Below are 19,781 nucleotides of genomic sequence, written 5' to 3'. Positions count from 1 at the left end.
TCCCGAACGGCGTTTACCTGATGCCCTTATCGGCCTTCTTGCCGATTTCGGGCAGCGCGAAAATCGGCGACCGATGACCCCTGCGAACGGCCATGACGTGCACGAAGAAGGCTCGGAGCGCGTTTTCTTCCTGCTGTTCTTCACGGGCTCCCCAGACGGGGCAACCCCCCTCTCACCGCGACCTCCAGCAGCCTCCAAGTGGGTCGCAAGAGTGCCCGCATAAAACGGCATGGAATCACGATCCCTCTGCCAGACCTACGCATATCCAACGCTTTTGGAGGCATTTCGTGCTGACAGTTCCCGACTTGGTCGCCGCATGGGCGGTGATGACTCCCGAGTCGATCGCGGTCCGCCAGGACGGCCGCGAGCTCAGCTATGGAGAGTTGCTCGACCAGGCCGACCGGCTGACCAGGCGACTACGCGCCACGGGGGCCGGGCCCGACCGGGTGGTCGCGGTGCGGTGCGGACGCTCGATCGAGTTCGTGGTCGCGGCGCTGGCGGTGCTGCGTGCCGGGGCGGCATACCTGCCGCTCGATCCGATGTATCCGGTGCTCCGCCAGGAGTTCATGCTGGCCGACGCCGACGTGCTGACCGTGCTGGAAGGCACGGAACTGAGCGCGGCATCGGATGAGGAGCCGGACGAGGACCCGCCGCCGGTCGCCCCCGGTCCCGAACAGCTCGCCTACGTCATCTACACCTCCGGCTCGACCGGCACCCCGAAGGGGGTGGCGGTGCCCCACGCCGGCCTGACCAATCTGATCGGCTGGCACCATCGTGAGTTCGGCGTCACCGCGGCCGACCGGTGCGCCCAGGTGGCGAGCGTCGGCTTCGACTCCTCGGCCTGGGAGATCTGGGGAACCCTGACGGCGGGCGCGACCCTGGTGATCCCCGACGCCGCGGCCAGGCGATCCCCGGCCCGGCTGCGTGACCTGTTCGTGAGCGAACGAATCACGATCTCCTGGGTTCCGACGGCGATGGCCACCGAGCTCGTACGGCTGGGCTGGCCCTCGGGCACCGCCCTGCGCACGCTGCTCACCGGCGGGGAGCAACTGCTGGTCCGCCCGCCGGAAGGGCTGCCGTTCACGCTGGTGAACACCTACGGCCCGACCGAGACGACGGTGACGGCCACCGCAGGTGCGGTCGCCCCGGGCGTCGGCGTGCCGACCATCGGGCGGCCGATCGATGGGACCACCGCGACCGTCGTCGACCCGCACGGCGCGCCGGTGCCTGACGGCCAGGTCGGCGAGCTGTATCTGGGCGGGATCGGGCTGGCACGCGGGTATCTGAGGCGGGCCGGGCTTACCGCGGAGAAGTTCGTCGAGTACGGCGGCGAGCGAATGTACCGGACCGGGGATCTGGTTCTGCGCCGGGAGGACGGCGAGCTGGAGTTCCACGGCCGGATCGACGAGCAGGTTCAAATCCTCGGCCACCGGGTCGAGCCCGGCGAGGTGGAGGCGGCGCTGCTCGCCCATCGGGAGGTGACCGGGGCCGCCGTGGTCACGGGAACCGACCCGACCGGCGCGACCCGCCTGGTCGGGTACTACACGACGGCGGCGATCGTCACCGATCCGGTGGGTCTCAACGGGAGCGTGGTCACCGGAAACGTGTCGGACGCAGCCGTGAACGGCACGAACGACGGGAATCTGTCGGCGGCGACCGTGGACGGTAGGAACCCCGGGGAACCGTCGAGCGCAACCGTGAACGGCACGAGCACCGGGAATCCGTCGGGCGTGACTTTCGGTGGTGTCGGCCCCGGAGTCCCGGCGGCCTCGCTCACCGGCGGCCCCGATGCCGGGAAACTGCGTGCCTGGCTGGCCGAGAGGCTGCCGCCGTACATGGTCCCGGCTGCCCTGGTACCGCTGGCCGAGCTGCCCTTCACGCACAACGGCAAGGTGGACCGTACGGCGTTGCGCGCCGTCGCCCTGCCCCGGCTACCGGTCGGCCGACCCGCGGTCACCCCGGCAGAGGTCGCGCTCGCCGGGATCTGGCGCGAGGTGCTCGGCTTCGATGCCGGTGCGGACGAGCCCATTGACACGCTCGGCGTGCACTCGCTGCACGTGATGCGGATCGTGGCCAGGATCGCCGACCGGTTCGGCGTGAACGTGTCGCCGGAGCGTCTGTTCGGGCCGGTCACGATCGCCGACCTGGCCGCCGAACTGCCGAACCCGGAGGGCACCGGACGGTCAGCCGCCGGAGCTCCGGGCCAGCCTTCCGAAGTGCCGGGCCAGCCTTCCGAGGCGGCGGACCGGCTCGCCGGAACCCCGGGCCAGCCTTCCGAAACGCCGAAACGGCCTGCCGGAACCCTGGACCAGGCTTCTGCAACGCCGAAACGGCCTGCCGGAGCCCCGGGTCGGCCGGCCGCGGGTCTGCCGGAGATGCAGGCGGAACCGGGTGCCGCTTCGCCGGAGACGGGCACGGCCGGGGCGCCGACGGCGGCGCAACGGCGGTACTGGTTCCTCGATCAGTTGGCGCCCGGCGTCGGGCTCTACAACGTCTCGTCGCTGTTCGCGATCAACGGCGACCTGGATGTCGAGACGCTGCGCCGCTGTCTCACCGCGTTGCTCCACCGGCACCCCGCGCTGCGCACCGTGCTGCTGGAGACTCCTGGCGGGCTCCGGCAGCACGTCGTGCCGCCGTCGGCGATGGAGCCGGTGGAGCTGCCGGTGCTGGACCTGCGCGGCACCGGCGAATCGGCCGAGCACGCGTTCGCACCGTACGCCGCCGCGCCCTTCGACCTGTCGGCGGCTCCGCTGCTGCGGGCGGCGCTGGCCAGGGTGGGCGACCGGGACTGGCGGCTCTGCCTGACCGCGCACCACGCCGCGCTGGACGCCGCCTCCGTCGACGTGCTCCTGCGCGAGCTCGCCGAGCTGTACCCGGACCCGGCCGCCGCCGCGCGTCTCATGAAGCCCGCGCCGGGCTTGATCGAGCTGGCCGCCTGGGAGGCCGGGCAGGACTGGGGGCCCGCGCTGGCGCACTGGACCGAGGCGCTGCGCGGCGCGCCGCCGTCCCTTGAGCTGCCCGCCGACCGAGCACCCGGCCGAACCGACCGGAGCGACCGAACCGATCGGACCGACCCGACCGACTGGACCAAGCGGACCGATCGGACCGGTTGGACCGATCGGACCGGTTGGACCGATCGGACCGGTTGGACCGATCGGACCGGTTGGACCGATCGGACCGGTTGGACCGATCGGACCGGCTGGGCCGGTGCCACGGCGGTCAGGCCGATCGAGGACGGGCTGCTCGACGCTGTGGACGATCTGGCCAGAGACCAGCGGGCCAGCCGGTTCATGGTCCTGCTGGCCGCGCTGGCGACGCTGCTGCACCGGTATACCGGCGAGACCGACCTGGTGATCGGCGTGCCCGCGGCCAACCGGACAAGACCGGAGTTCGAGGATCTGGTCGCCGGGGTGGTCAACCCGATGGCGCTCCGCTGCGACCTGGCCGGGCGGCCGACGTTCCGGGAGACGCTCGCCCGGGTACGGCGGGCGGCCCTGGCCGGATACCCGCACCAGGCGTTGCCGTTCGACCGGCTGGTCGACGCGCTCGGCGTGGCACGCTCGGTGGACGACCATCCGCTGTTCCAGGTCATGCTGGTGGTGCAGCAGCCTCTAGTGGAGGAGGTCGGGCTGCCGGGAGCCACGCTCAGGCAGCTCGGCGAGCTGCATGGCGCGACCGCCCGGCTCGATCTGGCGGTGGTGGTGGAGCACGGCACGATCACTCTGCGGTACGCCACCGCCAAGTTCGACCGTGGCACCGCGGAGCGGCTGCTTGAGCGGTTGCACCACCTCCTGACCGCCGCGGTCGCCGACCCCGGCGCGGCCGTCGACGAGCTGCCGCTGATGCCGCCCGCGGAGCGGGAGGCGGTGCTGGCCCTCGGCGCGGGTCCCGCGCCCACGGTGGATCTCAGCAGGCCGGCGTACCTGCGGTTCGAGCGTGTCGCGGCGGAGCACCCTGACCGGATCGCGGTGATCTGCGATGACCGGGAGCACACCTACGCGCAGCTGAACGCGGCGGCCAACCGGCTGGCCTGGCGGCTGCGCGACCTCGGCGTCGCCCCCGACGACGTGGTCGGGGTCTGCCTGCCCCGCTCGGTGGCGGCGGTGGCGGCGATGCTGGCCGTGGCCAAGGCCGGTGGGGCGTACCTGCCGCTGGATCCGGCCCACCCGGACGAGCGCCTCCGGCTGATGCTCGCCGACGCCCGGCCGCCCATCGTGGTCTGCGCCGACCAGGACCGGCTCGGGCGGCTGACCGGCGCGAAGCTGGTCACCGCCGAGCAGGAGGGCCCGGCCGGCGACCTTCCACCGGCGGCGAACGGGGCGAACCTCGCCCACCTGATCTACACGTCCGGCTCCACCGGCCGCCCCAAGGGCGTGCTGGTCGAGCACGCGGGCTTCGCCAACCTGGTCGCGGCGAAGATGCACCGGTTCGACGTCCGGCCGGATTCGAGGGTGTTGCAGTTCGTGCCGTTCGGGTTTGACGTGTCCGCCGCGGATGTCTACATGACGCTGTCGGCGGGCGCGACCCTGGTGCTCCGCCCGGACGCCGAACTGGGCGGGGACGGGCTGGCCGCACTGATCAACCGGCACGCGGTGACCAACCTGGTGCTGCCCGCCTCGGTGCTCGCCGCGCTGCCCGACGTGGAGCTGCCGACGGTCAGGTCGATCACGGCCGGTGGCGAGCACTGCTCGCCCGCGCTGGTGGCGCGGTGGGCGCCCGGCAGGCATTTCGTGAACTCCTACGGGCCCACCGAGGCCACCGTGGCCGCCGCCATGGCGGTCTGCCACCCCGGCGACGACATGGTCACGATCGGCCGGCCGATCGAGGGAGTGCGGATCTACCTGCTCGACGACCGGCTGAACCCGGTGCCGATCGGGGTCCCCGGAGAGTTGTGCATCGGCGGAGTGGGCGTCGCCAGAGGGTATCTGAACCGGCCGGAGCTGACCGCGGAGAAGTTCGTCGAGTTCGGCGGCGAGCGGGTGTACCGGACCGGCGACGTGGCTCGCTGGCTGCCGGACGGCCGGATCCTGCTGCAGGGCCGCCGCGACGACCAGGTGCAGCTGCGCGGGGTCCGGGTCGAGCTCGGCGAGGTGGAGGCGGCGCTGTCGGCCCACCCTTCGGTACGGCAGGCGGCGGCGGCCGTGCACGCCGAGCGGCTGGTCGGCTACTACGTGGGAGACGTGGCCGACGCGGAGCTGCTGGCCTTCCTCAGGGACCGGCTGCCGGGTCCGATGGTGCCGGCTCTGCTCATGCGGCTGGACGCTCTGCCGCAGGGCAGCACCGGCAAGGTGGACCGGCGGGCCCTGCCGGCTCCCGGCCCGCGGGCGGCCTACCGGGGCCCCGCCACCATCACCGAGGAGATCCTGGCCGAGATCTGGAACGAGGCGCTCGGCGCCACGCCCGGCGTGGACGACAACTTCTTCGCCCTCGGCGGCCAGTCGCTGACTGCCGCGGCCGTCGCGGCCGTCATCGCCGACCGGTTCGAGATCGGCCTGAGCGTCCGCTCCCTGTTCGAGGCGCCCACCATCGCCGAGCTGGCACTCGTGGTCGAGAAGGCCGTCCTCGACGACCTCGCCGCCTCCACCGGCCCGGACGCCTCCCCGGCGACCGGACGTGAAACCGAAGCCACCCCGGAACAGGACGCCGGGCCCAGTTCCATGCCGGCCCCGGGCATCGGTCTCGGGGCCGCCCTCCCACCCGCGCGAATCGGAGAGCAAAGATGACCGACGCATTGGCCGCCCGGCTCGCCCGGGCCAAGAACCGCAAGCCCGTCGCCGCGGATCTCCGGATCCCGGCCCGGCCCGCCGGTGTCCCCCTCGAACTGTCCCCCGCCCAGCGGCAGCTGTGGTTCCTGCATCAGTGGGCTCCGGACAGCCCGGCCTATCACGTGCCGGTCGCCTGGCGGCTGCGCGGCCCGCTGGACGTCCAGCGGCTGCGCGCGGCGCTGACCACCGTGATCACCCGGCACGAGCTGCTGCGAACCCGCTACCTGGCCGCCGAGGGCGAGCCGGTCGCCGTGGTCGACCCGCCCGCCGAACCGTCGCTGCCGGTGCTGCCCGCCACCGATGCCGGCCCGCGACTCGCCGCGCTGGCCCGGCGGCCGTTCGCGCTGGACCGGGACTGGCCGGTCAGGGCCGAACTGCTGCGGATCTCCCCCGACGAGCATGTGCTGCTGCTCACCTTCCATCACATCGCGATGGACGGCTGGTCGGCCGGGCTGCTCGCCGCTGAGCTGGCCGCCGGATACACCGGCGAGGCGATGCCGGTTCCCGTCCAGTACGCCGACGTCACCCATCACCGGCGCGACCGGAACCACGAGCGGGAGCTGCCGTACTGGCTGGACCGGCTGGCCGACCTGCCGGAGCTGGCCGAGCTCCCCGCCGACCGGCCCCGGTCGCACCAGCCCTCCGACGCGGGCGCGACGCACTCCTTCGAGCTGGACACCGAGCTGACCGAGGCACTTCGCGCCCTGGGCGCCGCCGAGCGTGCCAGCGGTTTCATGCTGACGCTCGCGGGATTCGCCGCGCTGTGTTCCCGGTACACCGGCGCCCGCGACCTCGTGGTGGGCACGCCGGTCGGCGGCCGGGACGGGCACCCGGGGCTGGACGAGGTGATCGGCTGTTTCGTGAACACGCTGCCGCTGCGGATTCGCTTCCCCTCCGGCGTCACGGGCCGTGAGCTGCTCCGCCGGGTCAGGGACGACGTGCTCGCCGACACCGAGCACGCGAGCCTGCCGTACCCGACCCTGGTCGAGGCGCTGCCGCGCCGGGGCGAGCTGTATCAGCTCCAGTTCGTCGCCACCCACGTTCCCCGCCACTCGCTGTCCCTGCCCGGGCTGACCGTCACCGAGATCCCGGTCGACCTGGGCGCGGCCAAGTTCGACCTCAGCCTGGCCGTCGCCGACCTGGGCGGGCCGACCATCGGCGCCACCGTCACCTACCGGACCGAGCTGTTCGACGAGGCGACCATCGCCCGGTTCGCCGGCCACTACGTCCGGCTGCTCGCCGGGCTGGTCGCCGACCCGGACACGGCGGTCGCCGACCTTCCGCTGCTCGGCGAGGAGGAGGCGCGCGGCCTGCTCCTGCCGCCGGCACGGCCGGTGACCGGTCACCGTGGGCGCACCGTCCTCGACGACTTCGACGCCTGGGTGCGCCGCGCGCCCTCGCGCCCGGCGGTGGTGGCCGCCGACGGGACGCTCCGCTACGCCGAGCTGGACGAGGCGTCCCGCCGGATCGCCGCCTGCCTGGTCGCGGCCGGAGTCCGTCCCGGCGAGCCGGTCGCGATCTCGGCTGAACGCTCGATCCGTTTCCTCATCGGCATGCTCGGCGTGCTCCGGGCCGGAGCCGCCTACCTTCCGATCGAGCCGGACCAGCCTCCCGCCCGCCGGGCGGCGATGCTCGCCGAGGCCGGGGTACGGCTGTGCGTCGAAGACCTCGACCCTGCCGGTGGCGTGACCGGGACGGCGCTGCCCTCCGTGGGCCCCGAGGACCTGGCCTACGTGCTGTCCACCTCCGGATCCACGGGCGCACCCAAGATGGTGGCGGTCGAGCACCGCAACCTCTCGGCGTATCTGGACTCGATGGCCGACCGGCTCGCCCCGCCGCCCGGCGCCTCGTTCGCGCTCTGCTCCACCCTGGCCGCCGACCTCGGGCACACCATGCTGTACGGCGCGCTCCGCACCGGCGGCACCGTGCATCTCATCGACGCGGAGACGGCCGCCGACCCGGAGAGGTTCGCCGCGCGGATGGCCGCGCGCCCCGTGGACTACCTGAAGCTGGTCCCCTCCCACCTGGCCGCCCTGCTCGACGCGGCCACCGCCGACCTGCTGCCCCTGCGCTGCCTGGTGCTCGGCGGGGAGGCGATGAGCTGGGAGCTGGTCGAGCGGATCCACGCCCTGCGCCCCGGGCTGCGCGTCCTCAACCACTACGGGCCGACCGAGACCACGGTCGGCGTGCTCACCTACGATGTGCCGGTCTCGGGGCCCCAGCCGCCCGTCGTGCCGCTGGGCAGGCCGCTGCCGCACGTCGCGGCCCGGGTGCTCGACGACCGGTTGAACCCCGTCCCCGTGGGAGTGCCGGGTGAGTTGTGCATCGGCGGGGCCGGAGTGGCCCGCGGGTATCTGAACCAGCCGGAGCTGACCGCCGCGCGCTTCGTCGACGTGGGTGGCGAGCGGCTGTACCGCACCGGCGACCGGGCCAGATGGCGGCCCGACGGCACCCTGGAGTTCCTCGGCCGCGCCGACCGCCAGGTGAAGATCCGCGGCTACCGGGTCGAGCCGGGCGAGGTCGAGACGGTGCTGCGTGGCCATCCCGAGATCCGGGACACGGCGGTGCTCGCCGTCGACGGCCGGCTCGTGGCCTACGTGGTGCCCGCCTGCGCCGGATCGGGCACCGCGGCACCGGCCGGTGCCGGAGGCGGGGAACCCGCGCTTCCCCATGGGCTGGCGGACTGGCTGGCCGGGCGGCTGCCCGCCCATATGGTGCCCGCCGTGCTGGTGCCGCTCACCGCGCTCCCGCTCACCGCCAACGGGAAGGTGGACCGGGCGGCGCTGCCCCGCGTGGCCGTGCGGCACAGCGCTTCCCGCGAACCGGCGGGACCGATGGAGCGGGCCGTCGCCGCGGTGTTCGGCGAGTTGCTCGGGGTGAACCCCGTCGGCGCGGACGACGACTTCTTCGCCCTGGGCGGGCACTCCCTGCTGGCCACCCGGGCCGTGTCCCGGCTCCGCCGCGATCTGGGGCTGAGCTTCCCGCTGCCCGCGTTGTTCGACCATCCCACTGTGGCGGGGCTGGCGAGATATCTGGCCACAGTGGATCCGCCGGTTCCGGGATCGGGCCCGGACGCGCCCGCCGTGCTCTCCGGGACCGACCGGGCGGGCGGGCCGCCGGTGCTGTCCGCGGCGCAGCGCCGGCTGTGGTTCCTGGACCAGGCGACGCCGGGCGGCCCGGCGTACAACCTGCCCTACGCGCTGCGGATCACCGGGAAGCTGGACGTGACCGCGTTGCGGGCCGCGCTCACCGGGATCGTGGCGCGGCACGACGCGCTGCGCACCGTGTTCCCGAGCGTGGACGGCGTTCCGCGTGCCCGGCTGCTCCCGCCGTACCAAGTGGAGCTGCCCGTCTCCGACGTCACCGGCCAGGCCGAGATCCGGCGGGAGATCGACGAGGAGTTCCGGCACGGCTTCGACCTGGCGTCGGGCCCGCTCCTCCGCGCCCGCCTGCTCAGAAGCGGCGCCGAAGAGCATGTGCTGCTGCTCACCTTCCATCACATCGCGTTCGACGGCTGGTCCTACGGGGTGTTCGTGGACGAGCTGGCCGCCGGGTACGCCGGCCGCACGGTCCCGCCGCCCCCGGTGAGCCACGCGGACTACGCCCGCTGGCAGCATGACCTCGACCACTCCGACGACGTGAGGTACTGGCGCCACGAGCTGGACGGCGCGCCGGGCGGGCTGGAGCTGCCGGCCGACCGGCCGCGCCCGGCCACCCCGTCCTATCGGGGCGGCGCGATCCCCGTCACCATCCCCCCGGGTACGGCCGGCAGGCTGAACGCGCTCGGGCGGGAACGCGGCGCGACGCCGTTCATGACGCTGCTCGCGGGATACCAGCTCCTGCTGGCCCGGTACGGCGGCGTCCGGGACCTGGTGGTCGGCTCGCCGGTCGCCGGACGCAGCCGCCCGGAGCTGGAACGGCTGCTCGGCTGTTTCGTGAACATGCTCCCGCTGCGCGGCCGGATCGATCCCGATCTCGGCTTCCGCGCGCACCTGGACCGGGCCAAGGACAGCGTGCTGGCCGCCCTCGACCACGCCGAGCTGCCGTTCGAGCGGCTGGTCGGCGAGCTGCAGGTGTCCCGCGACCCGAGCCGCCACCCGGTGTTCTCCACGATGTTCGCGCTCCAGAACACACCGAGACCGGCCCAGGAGCCGCCGGGCCTGCGTCTGACCCCGCTGGACGGCCCGACCGGAGTGGCCAAATACGACCTGTCGCTGATCCTCACCGAGGAGGACGGCGGGTACCGGGGCTGGCTGGAGTACAGCTCGGACCTGTTCGACCGGGAGACCGTGGAACGGCTGGCCGGGCACCTGGGCATCCTGCTGGCCGCGATAGCCGACGACCCGGACACGGCGGTCGGCGATCTGCCGCTGACCGGTCCGGCCGAGCGGCACCGGCTGCTGGTCGGCTGGAACGACACCGCCGCGCCGTACCCGGCCGAGACCGTGCCCGAGCTGGTCGCCCTGCGGGCCGCCGCGACCCCGGACGCGGTCGCGGTGGCCGACGACTCCACCGCGCTCAGCTATCGCGAGCTGGACCGGCGGGCCAACCGGCTCGCCCACCGGCTGCATGAGCTCGGCGTCGGGCCGGGCGGCCTGGTGGCGGTGGCCGTGGAACGCTCCGTCTCGCTTCCGATCGCGCTGCTCGCGGTGCTGCGGGCCGGTGCGGCGTACCTGCCTCTGGACGCCTCGCACCCGGCCAGGCGGCTGGCCTTCACCTTGTCGGACTCCGGCGCGTCCGTGCTGCTCACCGACGCCGCCGTGGAGATCCCCTTCGAAGGTCCCCGGCTCCACCCGGCCGACCCGTGCGGCGGTCTGCCGGACAGCTCGCCCGCGATCCGGGTCGATCCCGGTGACCGGGCCTACCTGATCTACACCTCCGGCTCCACGGGCCGGCCCAAGGGGGTGGCGGTGCCGCATCGGGCGCTGACCAACTTCCTGGCGGCGATGGCCCGGGAACCGGGGCTGGCCGCCGGCGACACCCTGCTCGCGGTGACCACCCCGTCGTTCGACATCGCCGGGCTGGAGCTGTGGCTGCCGCTGACCGTCGGCGCGTGCGTGGTGATCGCCTCGCGGGAGACCACGATGGACGGCTCGGCGCTGGCCCGCAGGATCGCCGAGACCGACACGACCTGCCTGCAGGCCACCCCGGTGACCTGGCGGTTGCTGCTGGACGCCGGCTGGCCCGGCGATCCGGGATTGACCGCGCTCTGCGGCGGCGAACCGCTGCCGGTGGAGCTGGCCGCCGCCCTGGCCGGGAAGGTGAAGGCGCTGTGGAACCTGTACGGCCCGACCGAGGCGACCATCTGGGCCACCGCGAAGCGGATCGAACCTGGTCGCGGCGAGATCACCATCGGCCGCCCGATCGCCAACCTGAAGGCTTACGTGCTGGACGAGCGGAGGCATCCGGTACCGGCCGGCGTGGCCGGTGAGCTGTATCTGGGTGGCGCGGGGCTCGCGCTCGGCTATCACGACCGGCCGGAACTGACCGCGGAACGGTTCGTCACCTTCGCGGGTGAGCCGGTTTACCGTACCGGCGACCTGGCCAGATGGCGGCCTGACGGCGAACTGGTCCTGCTCGGCAGGATCGACGGGCAGGTCAAGCTGCGCGGGTACCGGATCGAGGTCGGCGAGATCGAAGCGGTGCTGGCCGAACATCCGGCCGTCCGCCGCGCCGCCGTCGAGTTGCGCCCGGACGCCGCCGGGGAGCCCCGGCTCGTCGGCTACCTCGTCGAAGTCGAAGCCGAGGATCCCGGCGGGGAGCGGGAGAGCCCGGCGGGAACCGCGGACCCGGGTCTGGATCCCGGCGCGCTGCGGGGCTGGCTGGCCGACCGGCTGCCGCCGTACATGATCCCGAGCGTGTTCGTGCCGCTGGCGGAGCTGCCGGTCACCCCGAACGGCAAGCTGGACCGGCGGGCGCTGCCCGACCCGGCCCCGGCGGCCCCGGTGTCCGTCTCCCTCGACGATCCGGTCGAGGCCCGCATCGCCGCGGTCTTCGCCGAGTTGCTCGAATGCTCCGGCGTCGGCCCCGACGACGACTTCTTCGCCCTGGGCGGCGACTCGATGCGGGCGGTCAGGGCGGTCAGGATGATCGACCCGTCGCTGAGCGTGCTGGAGCTGTTCACCCACCCGACGCCCCGGGGGCTGGCCGGCCGGGTGGCCGGGCCCGACGACGGTACGCGGCTCCTGCACCACCTGGTGCGGGGAAGCGAACGCACCGTGGTCGCGGTCCCGTTCGGCGGCGCGGGCGCGGTCGTCTTCGCCGAGCTGGCCAAGAGGATGCCGAAGGGGTGGGGACTGTGCGCGGTGCAGCCCCCGGGCCGGGATCCGGCCCGTCCCGGCGAGCCGGGCGTTCCCCTGCCCGAGCTGGCCGACCGGATCGCGGCCGAGCTGCTCGCCGAGCCGACCGGCACGGCCGGGGTCGGCGGGCCGATCGTGCTGTACGGGCACTGTGTGGGCGCGGCGCTGGCCACCGCGATCGCCCAGCGGCTGGCCGAGGCGGGACGTCCCGCCGAGGCGCTGGTGGTGGGCGCGGCGTTCCCGATCGCGCGGTTCCCCGGCGTGCTGGGCGTGCTGTCCAGATTCGCCCCCGACCAGCGGCTGTCGGACCGGGGCGTCACCGACGGGCTGCGCGCGCTGGGCGGGCTGGACGAGGAGCTCCCCGACGCCGAACGCAGGATGCTGGCCGCGGCGGTCAGGCACGACGCGGCGCAGGCCGAGGACTTCTACGCGGCCCCGCCCCGCCCGGTGGACGCGCCGGTGCTCGTCGTCGTGGGCGAGAACGACCGGATCACCGAGTTCCACGGCGAACGTGCCGCCGAATGGGCGGCCTACGGCACCACGGTCGACGTCGCGGTCCTTCCGGACGCCGGGCACTTCTTCCAGGGCGACCCCGGCCTGGCCGGCGTGCTCGCCGACCGGGCCGGCCAGGCACCCGTACGGCCGCCTGAGGTTCCGCCGAAGGCCAGGCTCGGCGCGTTCCTCACCGTGACCGCGGGACAGCTGGTCTCGCTGATCGGCACCGGCCTGTCCACCTTCGCCCTCGGGGTGTGGGCCTACCAGACGACCGGTGCGGTGGCCACCATGGCCCTGATCGCGTCGTTCACCTTGCTGCCGCAGATCCTGGTCGCGCCACTGGCCGGAGCGGTCGCCGACCGCTACGACCGGCGCAAGGTGATGATCGGCTGTGACGCGGCGGCGCTGGCGGGTTCGGCGGTCGCCGCGGCTCTCCTGCTGAACGGCACGCTGGCGATCGGGCATCTCTACGCGCTCGTCACGGTCCACGCGATCGCCTCCGTGTTCCGGCAACCGGCCTATCAGGCGGCGGTCGCGCAGCTGGTGCCGAAGCGCTATCTGGGCCACGCCAACGGCGTGGTCGGGCTCGGCAGCGCGACCGGTGCCCTGCTCGCACAGGTGGCCGGAGGGGCGCTGATGGTCGCGGTCGGGCTCACCGGAGCGCTCTGGCTGGACGTGGTCACGTTCGCCGTGGCGCTCGGCACCCTGGTCGTGACCCGCTTCCCGAAGCTGGGCTTCACCCGCAGGGACGAGCCGCTGATCGCCGAGATCGTCGCCGGCTGGCGCTACCTGACCGGTCATCGCGGCATGGTCGCCGTGGTGGTGTTCTTCGCGGTCGGCAACGCGCTCAGCGGCGTGGTGCTGGTCCTGGTCACCCCGCTGGTGCTGGCCTTCGGCTCGCCCGCGGCCCTCGGCGGCGTACTGGCCGCCCAAGGGCTCGGGCTGCTCGCGGGCAGCGTGGTGATGACGGTCTGGGGCGGCACCCGCCGCCGGGTCACCGGAATGATCGGCTTCGTCGGGCTGTTCGCGGTCTCCGCGATCGTGATCGGGCTGCGGCCGATCACGATGTTCCCCGCGCTGGGCATGTTCGGGGTCGGCGTCGCCGCCTCGATGATCAACGCGCACTGGCTGGCGCTGGTCCAGGTCAGGGTCCGGCTGGAGTTGCAGGGCCGGGTCCTGGCCACCGCGCAGATGCTGGCCCGGGTGATCACGCCGCTCGGTTACCTGGCCACCGGGACCCTCGTGGACCGGCTGTTCGAACCGGCCGCGGCCGATCCCGGCTTTCTCGGCGGCCTGATCGGCACGGGCCACGGGAGAGGCATGGCGGCGGTTGTGATCCTGGCCGGGCTGGCGGTGGCGGGCTGGACGATCGCCTGCTCCCGCTACCGCCCGCTGCGAGAGCTGGAGGACGACGGTGCTGATTCATCCCGCTGACCCCGAGCGCTATCTGCTCGCCGTACCCGACCTGGACGCGCTCCCCGCCGAACTGGCGCGCTACGGCGGCGCGCTGCGCACGGTGGCCGACTGGGCCGGGAACTACCTGGCCAGGCCGCACCCGGAGCTGGGCCGCACCGGCCCGGTCTGCCCGTTCGTGCCGGCCGCGCTGCGCCACGAGACCTTCTACCTGGCCGTCCAGCCGGGCCTCCGGCCCGATCGCGCGCAGGTCGAGACGGCGATGGCGTTCTACCGGGACTGGTTCGCCGAGCTGGAGCCGCGGAACGGGCCCAGGGCGCAGTTCAAGACCATCCTGGTGCTGTTCCCCGACGTGGCGACCTCCGACGCGCCCGAGGTGATCGACGTGACCCAGGCGAGGCTGAAGGCCTCCTTCGTGGCCGGGGGCCTGATGATCGGGCAGTTCCATCCGCTGCCACCGGCCGAGGGCGGGCTGTGGAATCCGGACTTCCGGCCGTTGCGGAGCCCGGTGCCGCTGCTGGCGATCCGCCATCTCGTCCCGACGGACCTGCCGTTCCTGGTCGGCGAGCGGCGGTTCCTGGAGTCATATGCCCGCCGGTTCGGCGACGCCCTGCCCGAACGGCAGCGCAGCGAGCTGGCCCGTGCGCTGAGCGGCTGAAAGGAAGGTGAGCGGCCTCACTCTCGTGAGGCCGCTCACCTTCCTCCTCGATGCCCGGTTACTTGAGGTTCGCGGGAACGCTTGCCGAGTCACCGATGCCGAGGAGGTACTCCGCGTACTTCTTCACGGTTTCCTTGGTGACCAGCTGTCCTTCCAGCGTCTCGTCGCCCCGCACCTGCTTGCCGGACAGGACGTCACCGGCCAGGGAGACCACTTTCTGACCGAGCGCGTAGGGTGACTCCGCGTTCGTGGCGTACATCTCTCCCGCCGCGACAGCGGCGAGCGCGTCCGCAATGCCGTCGTTGCCGACAAGCTTGATCTTGCCGACGAGGTTGCGGGCCTTGATCGCGGAGAGCACGCCCATCGCCATCTCGTCGTTGGCGGCGTAGACGCCGTCGATGTCGGGGTTGGCCTGCAGGACGTTGGTCATCACGTTGAGCGCCTTCGCCCGGTCGAAGTCGGCTGCCTGCTGGGCGACGACGGTGATGTCCTTGTAGGTGGCGATCTGCTGCTGGAAGCCCTTGCTGCGGTCCTGGGCGACGTTCGTGCCGAGGATGCCCTGGATCTCCACGACCTTGCCCTTGCCGCCGACCGCCTTGGCCAGGGCGTCGGCGGCGTTCTTGCCCGCCTGGACGGCGTTGTAGCCCACGAAGGTGGCCAGGTTTCCGCCGGACGGCTTGCGGTCGAACGCCATGACGGGGATGCTCGCCGAGTTCGCCTGGGTCACGGAGGTGATGGCGGACTGGCTGCCGACGGGGTCGAGGATCAGGATCCCGGTCTGCTTGGAGATCGCGGTCGTCGCCTGGTTGAGGAAGGTGGCGTCGGAGTTGTCGGCGTTCTGGACGTTCAGCGTGATGCCGCTCTTGGCGGCCTGCGCCTCGGCCCCGTCCTTCACGCTGATGAAGAAGGGGTTGCCCAGCGTGCTCATGATGATCGTGGCGTCCTTCTTTCCGGACGCCGGCGCGGTGCCGGTGGCTGAGGTCTGCGTGCCGCCGCGGCTGCAGCCGGACAGCGAGAGGGCGAGAAGGGCGGTCAAGACGATGGCGGTACGGGTTGTGCGCATGGTTCTTCCCTGGATCGGGCTGGGGGGTTTGGTTGAGCTGGATCGGGTCAGACGTGCTGGGCCAGTTCGGGAGTGACGGGTGAGGACGGGGTCGGCGAGGGTCCGGCCGGGTCGCGGCGCGGCATGAGCCGGCGGAGGACGTCGAGGTTGCGGTCGAGGAAGACGGCCAGCAGGATGACCAGGCCCTTGACGACGTTCTGCAGGAACGGCGAGACGTCGAGGAGGTTCATCCCGTTGTCGATGACGCCGAGGACGAGGGCGCCGACGAGAGTGCCGAGCAGACTGCCCCGGCCGCCCGCCAGGCTGGTGCCACCGATGATCACCGCGGCGATCGCGGCGAGTTCGAGGCCGGAACCCGCGGTCGGCTGGGCCGTGGACAGCCGGGCGGTGATGATGAATCCGGCCACCGAAGCGAGCAGGCCGCTGATGACGAACGCGAGGATCTTGATCCGGTGGATCCGGATGCCGGAGAGCCTGGCGGCCTCCGCGTTGTCACCCGTGGCGTACACGTAGCGGCCGAAACGGGTGCGCGCGAGAACGAACCCGAAGACCGCGAACGCCACCAGCATGATCCACACGGGTACGGGCACCCCGGCGAAGGCGGCCTGGCCGATTCCCTGGAAGTCGTAGTCCGTGACGGGAACGGGGTTTCCCGAGGTGACCTGCAGGGTGAGCCCGCCGAGCACGGACATGGTGGCCAGGGTCGCGATGAACGAGGGCATCCGGGTCTTCGTCACCAGCAGGCCGTTGACCAGCCCGACGGCCGCGCCTGTCGCGAGCCCCGCCACGAGGGCGGGCAGAAGGCCGTGGTCGCGCAGCGTCATCGCGGTGACGACCGAGGAGAAACCGAGAGTCGTTCCCACCGACAGATCGATCTCGGCGAGGATGATGACGTAGGTCTGGCCTGCCGCGAGCAACGCGGCGACAGACGTGGCCAGCGCGACGTTGAGCAGGTTCGTCGGGGTGAGGAAGACCGGCGAGGCCACCGAGAGGACGACCCCCACCAGCAGCAGCATCCACACCGCGCGCAGCCGGCTCGCGACGGATTTGAGCTTCGAGGTCATGCGGCGCCTACCAGTGCGTGCTTGAGGATGGACTGCTCGTCGAGGTCGTCGCCGGTCAGCTCGGCGACGAGCCGTCCCTCCCGCATGACGACCACACGGTCGGACATGGCGACGAGTTCCGGCAGGTCGGAGCTCACCAGGAGGACGGCGACACCGTCGGCGGTGAGCTTGTTGATGATGCGGTAGATCTCCGTCTTGGCTCCGACATCCACGCCGCGGGTGGGCTCGTCCAGGAGCAGCACCCTGGGCCGGGTCATCACCCACTTGGCGAACAGCGCTTTCTGCTGGTTGCCGCCGGACAGCGAGCCCACCGCGATGGACGGCGAAGCGGCGCGGACGCGCAGCTCGGAGATCACCGTGCCCGTGACCGCGCGTTCCCTGCCGCGGCGCACGACACCGCCCGCCGTACTGCAGTCACGCAGCGAGGCCAGGGACACGTTCGACTCGACCGAGAGGCTCATGCACAGGCCTTCCGCCTGCCTGTCGGGAGACAGGTAGGCGATCCGGCCGGCGATCGCGTCCTGGACGCTCCCGATCCGTACGGCGGAGCCGTCCACGCGCACGGACCCGCTGTCCAGCGGCTGCAGGCCGAACAGCGCACGGAGCAGCTCGCTGCGCCCGCAGCCGACCACGCCGCCGATGCCGACCACCTCTCCGGCGCGGACCTGGAGGTCGACGTCCTCGAAGCTCGTCTCGTGTCCGGCCTCGCGGATCTCCAGCACGACCTGGTCCCTGGCGTTGCGTTCCTTGGGGTAGAAGTCGTCCACGGCGTCGCCCACCATCGCCGTGACCACCTTGGCGGGATCGAGCTCCGCGGTGGGGGCGTCGAGGGTGACCCGTCCGTCGCGCAGCACGACGACGCGGTCGGAGAGCTCGAAGACCTCGTCGAGCCGATGGCTGATGTAGATCACCGAAACGCCTGCCTTGCGCAGCCTGTTGACCTGCGCGAACAGCTGCTCCGACTCCTGCTCGTCGAGTGCGGCGGTGGGTTCGTCGAGGATCAGGAGCCTGAGGTCGTGGGTCATGGCCTTGGCGATCTCAAGCATCTGGCGTTCCGCGACGCCGAGCCCGCTGACCTGGCGGTGGACGTCCATCTCCATGCCCAGGCGCCGGAGGGTCGCCTCCGCGTCCCTCGCCATCCGCTGCTTGGAGACGAACAGGCGCCCGAAGCGCCGCTCGCGGTCGAGGACGTACATGTTCTCCGCCACGCTGAGGTGCGGGAACAGGTTCTGCTGGAACTCCTGGTAGATGACCTCGATGCCGTGGGCCATGGCGGACTGCGGGTCCTTGAGGGCCACCGCGATCCCGTCGATCAGGAGCTGCCCCGAGTCCGGTTGGTGCGCACCGGAGATGACCCGGGTGAGCGTGGACTTGCCCGCCCCGTTCTCCCCGACGAGTGCCACGACCTCGCCGGGGGCGACCGAGAAGCTGACGCCTCTCAGCACAATGTTGTCGCCAAAGGACTTGTGAACATCGGCGAGCTGGAGATGCATGCCAGGCTCCCGATCAGTACACGACGCCCGCGGTGAGCAGGACGTTGGCGTACGGGGTGAACTCTCCGGAGCGGACGGCCGCCCGGGCGGTGGCGGTGGCCTCCTTGAACGTGGTGTGCGGCACGAACTCCAGCGGGACGTCCAGCCGCGCGAAACGCTCCTGGATGGCTTCGAGCATCGCGGGACTGTGCTGCTTGATCTCCTCTGACAGCAGCACGCCCTCCACGGCGACCTCGTCGAGCACGGTGTCGAGCAGGTCGAGGAAGCGCGGCAGGTTCTCCCTGACGGCGAGGTCCACCCGCTCCACCGTCTGGGGGATGGGCAGGCCCGCGTCGGTGACGATGATCCTGTCCGTGTGGCCGAGCTCGGAGATCACGCGGGCGAGCTGGCCGTTGAGCGTTCCCTGGTTGCGCCTCATCGGGCGGCTCCTTCCAGAAGGGCGTCGGTGCTGATCAGTGCCTCGGCGGCGGCCTTGTCGGGGAGCGAGGAGCTGGCGCCGGGCCTGGTGGTGGCGAGGGCTCCGGCGGCCATGCCGTACTGGATCGCAGTGTCGACGTCGAGCCGGGCGGCGAGGGCGCCGCCGAGGAAGCCGGTGAACGCGTCGCCCGCGGCGGTGGTGTCGACGGGCGTCACGGGGTAGGCGGGGAAGTGACGGGTCCTGTCGGCGGTGACCGAGAGGGCGCCCGCGGAACCGAGGGTGATGAGCGCGTGCTTGACCCCGCGGTCGAGGAACCAGGAGGCCGCCCGCTCCGCGGACGCGACGTCGGTGACCTCGATCCCGGTCAGCGCGCTCGCCTCGCTTTCGTTCGGGGTCACGATGTCGAGGTGCCGCCACACGTTGCCGGGAAGCTCCTGCGCGGGCGCGGGGTCGAGGATCACCGTCAGCCCCGCCGCCGATCCCGCTTCGGCGGCGTGGCAGGCGACCTCGATGGGGATCTCCAGTTGGAGCAGGAGCACGCCGACCCTGCCGCGGACCGCCTGGATGCTCGCGTCGACCATCCCCGTGTCGAGGGAGGCGTTGGCGAGCGGGGTGATGACGATGTCGTTCTCGCCCGAGGCGTCGACGCGGATGTGCGCCACGCCCGTCCGGCCTTCGACGGTGCGCACCTCGGTGAGCGTGACACCGTGGGATTCCAGGCCGGACAGCACGATGTCGCGGAACGGGTCCTGCCCCACGCAGCCCACCATCCAGGTCGGCGCACCGGCGCGTGCGGCGGAGACGGCCTGGTTGGCGCCCTTGCCCCCGAGGAGGAGGGTGAAGTCGTCGCCGAGCACGGTCTCACCGCGCCGCGGCAGACGTCTGCTGAACGCCGTGACGTCCGCGGTGATGCTCCCGACGACGAGAACACCGGTTGGTTCCATGGGGTTCCTCCAGATTTCGGGATGGGTGAGCTGAGGTCACGGCGTCGCGCCGTGCCCTGCGGGTGGGAGGTGGATCAGACCCCGATGGGGTGCCAGACCGTCTTGGTCTCCAGGAACGCGGTCAACCGCCTGGTGCCGGGATCGGCCGCCCAGTCGGTGACGGCCGGGC

Annotated in this window: 8 protein-coding genes; 3 read left to right on the top strand and 5 right to left on the bottom strand. The window is 72.4% G+C overall.

Annotated features, from left to right (window positions below):
• The first annotated feature begins 287 nt into the window (after window positions 1-287).
• From ACFY2X_RS38030 to ACFY2X_RS38020, 3 genes are read left to right on the top strand one after another with little or no spacing between them, the layout of a single operon-like run.
• Window positions 288-5,723: an amino acid adenylation domain-containing protein gene (locus tag ACFY2X_RS38030; RefSeq protein ID WP_389947925.1), complete on the top strand. Its 5,436-nt coding sequence runs from the start codon at window positions 288-290 to the stop codon at window positions 5,721-5,723.
• Window positions 5,720-13,993 carry an amino acid adenylation domain-containing protein gene (locus ACFY2X_RS38025; protein WP_389947924.1) on the top strand — a complete coding sequence of 2,758 codons (8,274 nt, stop codon included), beginning with the start codon at window positions 5,720-5,722 and terminating at the stop codon, window positions 13,991-13,993. Before ACFY2X_RS38030 ends, ACFY2X_RS38025 begins: the two co-directional genes overlap by 4 nt.
• Window positions 13,974-14,630, top strand: a complete 657-nt coding sequence (locus tag ACFY2X_RS38020; protein WP_389947923.1) for a DUF6875 domain-containing protein — start codon at window positions 13,974-13,976, stop codon at window positions 14,628-14,630. The genes ACFY2X_RS38025 and ACFY2X_RS38020 overlap by 20 nt, the downstream gene beginning before the upstream one ends.
• 58 nt (window positions 14,631-14,688) lie before the next feature.
• On the opposite strand, the gene ACFY2X_RS38015 is transcribed toward ACFY2X_RS38020, so the two are convergent.
• Genes ACFY2X_RS38015 through ACFY2X_RS37995 form a run of 5 tightly spaced genes read right to left on the bottom strand, consistent with a single transcriptional unit; the run spans window position 14,689 to window position 19,612 of the window.
• Window positions 14,689-15,693: a substrate-binding domain-containing protein gene (locus ACFY2X_RS38015; protein WP_389947922.1), complete on the bottom strand. Its 1,005-nt coding sequence runs from the start codon at window positions 15,691-15,693 to the stop codon at window positions 14,689-14,691.
• Window positions 15,694-15,740: 47 nt separating this feature from the next.
• The gene (locus ACFY2X_RS38010; protein WP_389947921.1) at window positions 15,741-16,757 is read right to left on the bottom strand and encodes an ABC transporter permease; all 1,017 of its coding nucleotides are present in this window, start codon (window positions 16,755-16,757) and stop codon (window positions 15,741-15,743) included.
• Window positions 16,754-18,250, bottom strand: coding sequence for a sugar ABC transporter ATP-binding protein (locus tag ACFY2X_RS38005; RefSeq protein WP_389947920.1), 1,497 nt, complete (start codon window positions 18,248-18,250; stop codon window positions 16,754-16,756). The genes ACFY2X_RS38010 and ACFY2X_RS38005 overlap by 4 nt, the downstream gene beginning before the upstream one ends.
• Window positions 18,251-18,263: 13 nt before the next feature.
• The gene (gene rbsD, locus ACFY2X_RS38000; protein WP_389947919.1) at window positions 18,264-18,668 is read right to left on the bottom strand and encodes a D-ribose pyranase; all 405 of its coding nucleotides are present in this window, start codon (window positions 18,666-18,668) and stop codon (window positions 18,264-18,266) included.
• Window positions 18,665-19,612, bottom strand: a complete 948-nt coding sequence (locus tag ACFY2X_RS37995) for a ribokinase (protein WP_389947918.1) — start codon at window positions 19,610-19,612, stop codon at window positions 18,665-18,667. Before ACFY2X_RS37995 ends, rbsD begins: the two co-directional genes overlap by 4 nt.
• Window positions 19,613-19,781 lie beyond the last annotated feature (169 nt).

The sequence above is a fragment of the Streptosporangium sp. NPDC000396 genome (assembly GCF_042898655.1).
Classification (GTDB): domain Bacteria; phylum Actinomycetota; class Actinomycetes; order Streptosporangiales; family Streptosporangiaceae; genus Streptosporangium.
The sequence above is the reverse complement of the archived record's forward strand: the minus strand, read 5'-3'. Positions and strand labels throughout refer to the sequence as shown.

Coding starts and splice junctions, on each gene's coding strand:
- ACFY2X_RS37995 (WP_389947918.1), bottom strand. CDS start 19,612: ATGGAACCAACCGGTGTTCTCGTCGTCGGGAGCATCACCGCGGACGTC.
- ACFY2X_RS38015 (WP_389947922.1), bottom strand. CDS start 15,693: ATGCGCACAACCCGTACCGCCATCGTCTTGACCGCCCTTCTCGCCCTC.
- ACFY2X_RS38025 (WP_389947924.1), top strand. CDS start 5,720: ATGACCGACGCATTGGCCGCCCGGCTCGCCCGGGCCAAGAACCGCAAG.
- rbsD (WP_389947919.1), bottom strand. CDS start 18,668: ATGAGGCGCAACCAGGGAACGCTCAACGGCCAGCTCGCCCGCGTGATC.
- ACFY2X_RS38010 (WP_389947921.1), bottom strand. CDS start 16,757: ATGACCTCGAAGCTCAAATCCGTCGCGAGCCGGCTGCGCGCGGTGTGG.
- ACFY2X_RS38005 (WP_389947920.1), bottom strand. CDS start 18,250: ATGCATCTCCAGCTCGCCGATGTTCACAAGTCCTTTGGCGACAACATT.